Source organism: Mesorhizobium sp. M4A.F.Ca.ET.090.04.2.1, from assembly GCF_003999085.1.
Lineage (GTDB): Bacteria > Pseudomonadota > Alphaproteobacteria > Rhizobiales > Rhizobiaceae > Mesorhizobium.
This window is the reverse complement of the sequence record NZ_RZOT01000517.1, coordinates 1-4,435: the sequence shown is the minus strand read 5'-3', so window position 1 is coordinate 4,435 and position 4,435 is coordinate 1. Positions and strand designations below refer to the sequence as shown.

The following is a 4,435-nucleotide window of genomic DNA, read 5'->3' as shown; positions in this document are numbered from 1 at the left end:
CTCGCCAAACCATCGCCGGGTCCTCCGGCGAGGGAGAAAACTGTCACCTATGCAATCGGTCCATTCTGTTACCTATCTATCCGGTTCGGACACCAGCCCCTTCTCCCCGTCACTATACGGGGAGAAGTGCCCGGCGGGCGATGAGGGGCGGCGCCAGCTTCGACAATTGGCGTGTCTGCAAAAATTGGAAACGGCTTGGTTGACGTAATAGCCTCGGGCGTGTGACCGCGCTACTCCGCCGCCAGCTTGTCCGCCACGCCGTAGGTCGCGTGGTAGAGCGCGCGCTGGCGGCTGAGCGCCACCATCGTGTTGCGCAGCAGGATCGCCACCGTGATCGGCCCGACGCCGCCCGGCACCGGCGTGATCCAGGAGGCGACCTCTTTGACGCTGTCGGTGTCGACGTCGCCGACTATGCGGCTCTCGCCGTCCGGTCCGATCTCGGAATTGATGCCGATGTCGATGACGGCGGCGCCCGGCTTCACCATATCTGCCTTGATCAGGCGCGGCTTGCCGACGGCGACGAACAGTGCGTCGGCGCGCCGCGCGTGTGCTGCCACCGAACGCGTCATGTGATGGCAGACCGTCACCGTCGCGCCCTCGCTCATCAAGAGGAAGGCGATCGGCTTGCCGACGATCTCGGAATGGCCGACGACGACCACCTCGAGCCCCTTGAGGTCGAGGCCGGTCTCCTTCAAGAGCTCGACCGAGGCGGCCGCCGTGCAGGGCGCCAGATCGAGCTGGTTGTAGACGATATTGCCGATCGAGGCCGGATGCATGCCCTCGACGTCTTTCAGCGGATGCACCGCCGCCTGCAGCGTCTTGATCGGGATGTGCACCGGCACCGGCCGCTGGATGATGATGCCGGTGACGCGTGGATCGGCATTGAGGCCGTGGATCGCGGCCTCCAGTTCGCCGGCGGTGATGTCGGCGGCAAAGCGCCGCTCTTCGAAGCCGATGCCGGCCAGTTCCGCCTTGGCGCGCTGGTTGCGCACATAGACATCGACTGCGGCGGTGTCGCCGACGGTGATCGACACCAGCTTTGGCGGAAACCCCTCGGCTGTGGCGATCGCGGCGTCCTCGCGCACGGAGGCGATGATGCGCTGGGCCACCGGCCCACCCTTGAGATAGCGGCTGTCGTCGGACCGGGACATGGCTGACCTTTGGCGTCGGGAATTGTGCGCTGCAATAGCAGAGGCCGTCCGGGAAATCAGCCTCCGAAAACGAAACGCTCTGCCTTCAGCGCGACGCGTTTTGCCTCGAAAGGCGAAAGGGCAGCGCGGTTTCCCGTGCTGCCCTTTCGTGACCGGCCGCATCCCCACACGGCCCGTCCCCCGTTAACTCGTTGCCAGTCTAAGCACGTCTCCCGAATATGCGCTATGGCTTGGGAGCAACAGCTGGCGCCAAAATTAGTCGGCGCTGCCTGACCGATAGATTCGCAGTCCCTATATCACCACCACCGTCGTTCCGACATTGACGCGCTCGTAGAGGTCGACGACGTCCTCGTTGCGCATGCGGATGCAGCCGGAAGATACGGCGCCGCCGATCGTCCATGGCTGGTTGGTGCCATGGATGCGGTATTCCGTCGTGCCGAGATAAAGCGCACGGGCGCCCAGCGGGTTCTCCTCGCCGCCGGCCAGATAGGTCGGCAGATAGCGGCCCTTGGCGGCCTCGCGCTTGATCATCACCGCCGGCGGGCGCCAGTCCGGCCAGACGCGCTTGTCGGTGATCTTGTGCGTGCCCGACCATTCGAAGCCCGGCTTGCCGGTGCCGACGCCGTAGCGCCGCGCCTTGCCGTCCTTCTCGACCAGATAGAGGAAATTCTGGTGCGTATCGATGACGATGGTGCCTGGTTTCTGCGGCCCGTCGAACGCGACTTCCTGCGGCAGGTAGATCGGGTTGATCTGCGGCCGCATCGCCGTGCGCCGGGCCGGCTGCTGCACCGCCGCCGTGCGCTGCTGGTCGGGCTGGACCTGCAGATAGCGCCGCTGCGGCTGCTGCACCATCTGGCGGGTCTGCCGCACGATACCAGGCGCGCGGCCAAGCTGCAGCACCCAGGGCGCCGAAAGGTCGGGGCTCACCATCACCGGCGGCCGGTCGGCATAGCGGTCATCGGCATTGGAGGCGGTGGCGCCGGCGGCAAGAACCGCCGCGGCACCCAGCAGGGAAACCAACGTTGTCTTCATCGGAACGCACCTTGATCGTCGAACGGACGGAGGCACGAAACCGCCCCCGGTTGCGCGATCCTTGGCGCGAAGCGGCAACCGAAACATGAATCGGAATGCGTAAAATGCCGATGTGTCAGTAAACCTTTTGGTGTGGTTACCGGCCGGTTCAGGAATCTGGTAAAGCCACGGTAAAACAGGCGCCGAGGCGCATTAACGAACGGATTTCTGGCAATGGGAACTGAAAATGCCGGCCTGCTCGACGGCCCTGACGGCAAGGCGCGCTGCTTCTGGCATGGCAATCTGCCGGACTATCTGCACTACCACGACCATGAGTGGGGCCGGCCGGTGGTGGACGACCGGCGGCTGTTCGAGAAGATCTGCCTCGAAGGCTTCCAGTCCGGCCTTTCCTGGCTGACCATCCTGCGCAAGCGCGAGAATTTCCGCGAGGCCTTCGCTGGCTTCGACTTCGACAAGGTGGCTCAGTTCACCGACAAGGATGTCGAGCGCCTGCTCGGCAATGCCGGCATCATCCGCCATCGCGGCAAGATCGTCTCGACCATCAACAACGCCAAACGGGCGCGCGAAATGGTTGATGAGTTCGGCTCGCTGGCGGCCTGGTTCTGGAAGTTCGAGCCGGGCGCGGGCGAGCGCCCGGAGATCGTCGACCTTGCCCATCTGCGCGCCAATCCGACGACGGCGGTCTCGGTCCGCATCTCGAAGGAGCTGAAGAAGCGGGGCTGGAGCTTCGTCGGCCCGACCACCGTCTACGCCTTCATGCAGGCGATGGGCCTTGTCAACGACCATCTCGAAGGATGCGTCTGCCGCAACGCAGTGGAAGCGGAGCGGAAGAGGTTCAAACGGCCGAGGTAGGACCTTCCTTCTCCCCGTTCCACGGGGAGAAGGTGCCCGAAGGGCGGATGAGGGGCAGCGCCCGCCTGCGAGACTAGATGCCGCTGGCGCCGGTGAGGAACAGGCCGGCGACGATCGCCGCCAGCGCGGCGAAAGCCGGATAGATCACCAGCAGGCCGGTCATCAGCGCATCACGCATGGATGAGCCCCGGCGCGGATCCACCTCGAACGGCCCGGCTGCCTGGCTCACCGTCACGGGCGCCTGGTGGTCGGCCGGGCGCAGCCGGATGGGCAGTTCGCGCGTGCCGCCGTTGATGGTGTCGAATTGTCCCGTGGTGCTCATAGCCCCGAACTCTTTGTTTTCGGTGCGCTTTATCGGCTGCGATTGTGTCGACACGATGCCGCGCCGATGGCGGAATTGTTTCCTTTGGGCGCCGTTTGTTTCCGTGAAGGTGCAAACCCTTGCCGCTCCAAGCCGCATGGGCTAGGACACGCGCGCCCGCAACCAGCCAGCATCTATCGAACGAAAAGACCCCATCCCATGGCCGACAAATCGGAAAAGACGAAAGCGCGGCTGCCGCGCGGGTTTGCCGACCGCGGCGCCGATGACATCCGCGCCGTCGAGAAGATGATGGCGACCATCCGCGGCGTCTATGAGCTCTACGGCTTCGAGCCGGTCGACCAGCCGATGATCGAATACACCGACGCGCTCGGCAAATTCCTGCCCGACCAGGACCGGCCGAACGAAGGCGTCTTTTCCTTCCAGGATGATGATGACCAGTGGCTGTCGCTGCGCTACGACCTGACCGCGCCGACGGCACGCTTCGTCGCCGAGAATTTTGACAAGCTGCCCAAACCCTATCGCAGCTACCGCTCCGGCTGGGTGTTCCGCAACGAAAAACCCGGACCCGGCCGCTTCCGCCAGTTCATGCAGTTCGATGCCGACACGATCGGCACGCCCGGTGTGGCGGCAGACGCCGAGATGGCAATGATGATGGCCGACGTCATGGAAGCGCTCGGCATCAAGCGCGGCGACTACGTCATTCGCGTCAACAACCGCAAGGTGCTCGACGGCGTGCTAGAGGCGATCGGCCTCGGCGGTGACGAGAATGCGGGGCGGCGGCTGACGGTGCTGCGCGCGATAGACAAACTGGACAAGCTCGGGCCGGAAGGCGTGAGGCTCCTGCTTGGTCCGGGGCGCTGGGATGGCGGCAAGGAAGGCGAAGGCGATTTCGCGAAGGGCGCCGGACTGAAAGACACGCAGGCCGAAGCTGTGCTGATTGCAACGGCGAGGAACGGACAGGCTGGCCAGAATACCAGCGTCAGTTCCAACGCCGTCTACCAGGAAGGCGTCGCCGAACTTGCCACGATCGAAGCTCTGGTCAGAGCGGCAGGATATGGCGAAGACCGCGTCGCCATGG

General features: G+C 64.7%; 5 protein-coding genes. 2 read left to right on the top strand and 3 right to left on the bottom strand.

Translation table 11 applies throughout. The annotated features are described in order from the left end of the window. Window positions 1–230: 230 nt before the first annotated feature. Together EN781_RS27050 and EN781_RS27045 are read right to left on the bottom strand one after the other, a co-directional pair. Window positions 231–1,151, bottom strand: a complete 921-nt coding sequence (locus EN781_RS27050; RefSeq protein WP_126056403.1) for a bifunctional 5,10-methylenetetrahydrofolate dehydrogenase/5,10-methenyltetrahydrofolate cyclohydrolase — start codon at window positions 1,149–1,151, stop codon at window positions 231–233. A 291-nt stretch (window positions 1,152–1,442) separates the two neighbouring features. Continuing rightward, on the bottom strand, window positions 1,443–2,183 hold the full coding sequence (locus EN781_RS27045; protein ID WP_126056402.1) for a L,D-transpeptidase: 741 nt from the start codon (window positions 2,181–2,183) through the stop codon (window positions 1,443–1,445). Window positions 2,184–2,396: 213 nt separating this feature from the next. Here EN781_RS27045 and EN781_RS27040 point away from each other — a divergent pair, with 213 nt between their 5' ends. Next, complete coding sequence (locus EN781_RS27040) at window positions 2,397–3,035, top strand: DNA-3-methyladenine glycosylase I (RefSeq protein WP_126056401.1); 639 nt, start codon at window positions 2,397–2,399, stop codon at window positions 3,033–3,035. A 73-nt stretch (window positions 3,036–3,108) separates the two neighbouring features. On the opposite strand, the gene EN781_RS27035 is transcribed toward EN781_RS27040, so the two are convergent. Further along, window positions 3,109–3,357, bottom strand: coding sequence for a hypothetical protein (locus EN781_RS27035; RefSeq protein WP_126056400.1), 249 nt, complete (start codon window positions 3,355–3,357; stop codon window positions 3,109–3,111). Between the two features lie 198 nt (window positions 3,358–3,555). Between EN781_RS27035 and EN781_RS27030 the strand changes: the two genes are divergently transcribed. Beyond that, a partial coding sequence (locus EN781_RS27030) for a HisS family protein (RefSeq protein WP_145965644.1) occupies window positions 3,556–4,435 on the top strand: 880 nt, incomplete at its 3' end.

Coding starts and splice junctions, on each gene's coding strand:
- EN781_RS27050 (WP_126056403.1), bottom strand. CDS start 1,151: ATGTCCCGGTCCGACGACAGCCGCTATCTCAAGGGTGGGCCGGTGGCC.
- EN781_RS27045 (WP_126056402.1), bottom strand. CDS start 2,183: ATGAAGACAACGTTGGTTTCCCTGCTGGGTGCCGCGGCGGTTCTTGCC.
- EN781_RS27040 (WP_126056401.1), top strand. CDS start 2,397: ATGGGAACTGAAAATGCCGGCCTGCTCGACGGCCCTGACGGCAAGGCG.
- EN781_RS27035 (WP_126056400.1), bottom strand. CDS start 3,357: ATGAGCACCACGGGACAATTCGACACCATCAACGGCGGCACGCGCGAA.